The sequence below is a fragment of the Nonomuraea sp. NPDC050404 genome, assembly GCF_040655495.1.
Lineage (GTDB): Bacteria > Actinomycetota > Actinomycetes > Streptosporangiales > Streptosporangiaceae > Nonomuraea.
Genome location: NZ_JBFAKB010000092.1, coordinates 1 through 1762, shown reverse-complemented (window position 1 = coordinate 1762; position 1762 = coordinate 1). Strand labels below are relative to the sequence as shown.

The 1762-nt window shown below is 57.2% G+C and carries 1 rRNA gene; it reads right to left on the bottom strand.

The window, feature by feature from the left end:
• Positions 1-7: 7 nt before the first annotated feature.
• Positions 8-1762 (bottom strand): 23S ribosomal RNA (locus tag AB0I81_RS63970); the annotation flags it as partial.

Below are 1762 nucleotides of genomic sequence, written 5' to 3'. Positions count from 1 at the left end.
ATGCTTTGTGGTCAAGTCCTCGGCCTATTAGTACCGGTCAGCTCCACACGTTACCGTGCTTCCACCTCCGGCCTATCAACCCGGTCGTCTACCGGGAGCCTTACCCACTCTCGTGGTGGGAGACCTCATCTCAAGGCGAGCTTCCCGCTTAGATGCTTTCAGCGGTTATCCCTTCCGAACGTAGCCAACCAGCCGTGCACCTGGCGGTACAACTGGCACACCAGAGGTTCGTCCGTCCCGGTCCTCTCGTACTAGGGACAGCTCCTTTCAAGTCTCCTGCGCGCGCAGCGGATAGGGACCGAACTGTCTCGCGACGTTCTAAACCCAGCTCGCGTACCGCTTTAATGGGCGAACAGCCCAACCCTTGGGACCTACTCCAGCCCCAGGATGCGACGAGCCGACATCGAGGTGCCAAACCATCCCGTCGATATGGACTCTTGGGGAAGATCAGCCTGTTATCCCCGGGGTACCTTTTAGCCGTTGAGCGACACCGCTTCCACACGCCGATGCCGGATCACTAGTCCCAGCTTTCGCTCCTGCTCGACCCGTCAGTCTCACAGTCAAGCTCCCTTGTGCACTTACACTCAACACCTGATTGCCAACCAGGCTGAGGGAACCTTTGGGCGCCTCCGTTACCCTTTAGGAGGCAACCGCCCCAGTTAAACTACCCACCAGACACTGTCCCCGATCCGGATCACGGACCAGAGTTAGACGTTCAAAACGACCAGAGTGGTATTTCACCAATGACTCCACCCGAACTAGCGTCCGAGCTTCCCAGTCTCCCACCTATCCTACACAAGACGCTCCAAACGCCAATGTCAAGCTGTAGTGAAGGTCCCGGGGTCTTTCCGTCCTGCTGCGCGTAACGAGCATCTTTACTCGTAGTGCAATTTCGCCGGGTCTGCGGTTGAGACAGCGGGGAAGTCGTTACGCCATTCGTGCAGGTCGGAACTTACCCGACAAGGAATTTCGCTACCTTAGGATGGTTATAGTTACCACCGCCGTTTACCGGCGCTTAAGTTCTCACCTTCGCCAGACGAATCTGACTAAGCGGTCCCCTTAACGTTCCGGCACCGGGCAGGCGTCAGTCCGTATACATCGTCTTACGACTTCGCACGGACCTGTGTTTTTAGTAAACAGTCGCTTCCCCCTGGCCACTGCGACCCCCACCAGCTCCAGGCGCAAGGCCCATCACCAGCAGAGGTCCCCCTTCTCCCGAAGTTACGGGGGCAATTTGCCGAGTTCCTTAACCACAGTTCACCCGATCGCCTTAGTATTCTCTACCTGACCACCTGAGTCGGTTTAGGGTACGGGCCGCCACAACACTCACTAGAGGCTTTTCTCGGCAGCATAGGATCATCCACTTCACCACAATCGGCTCGGCATCACATCTCAGGCTTAAGGAACGCGGATTTACCTACGTCCCGCCCTACATGCTTACCCCAGGACAACCATCGCCTGGGCTGGACTACCTTCCTGCGTCACCCCATCGCTTACCTACTACCCAATCAGGCCGAGCGTTCGGTCTAACATCCCCTCCGAAGAGGCGACTGACTTAAGGACTCTTAGTATCAAGGGGTTCAGTATGGGCGCATTGAAGCGGGTACGGGAATATCAACCCGTTGTCCATCGACTACGCCTGTCGGCCTCGCCTTAGGTCCCGACTTACCCTGGGCGGATTAGCCTGGCCCAGGAACCCTTGGTCATCCGGCGCGAGGGTTTCTCACCCTCGATTCGCTACTCATGCCTGCATTCTCACTCG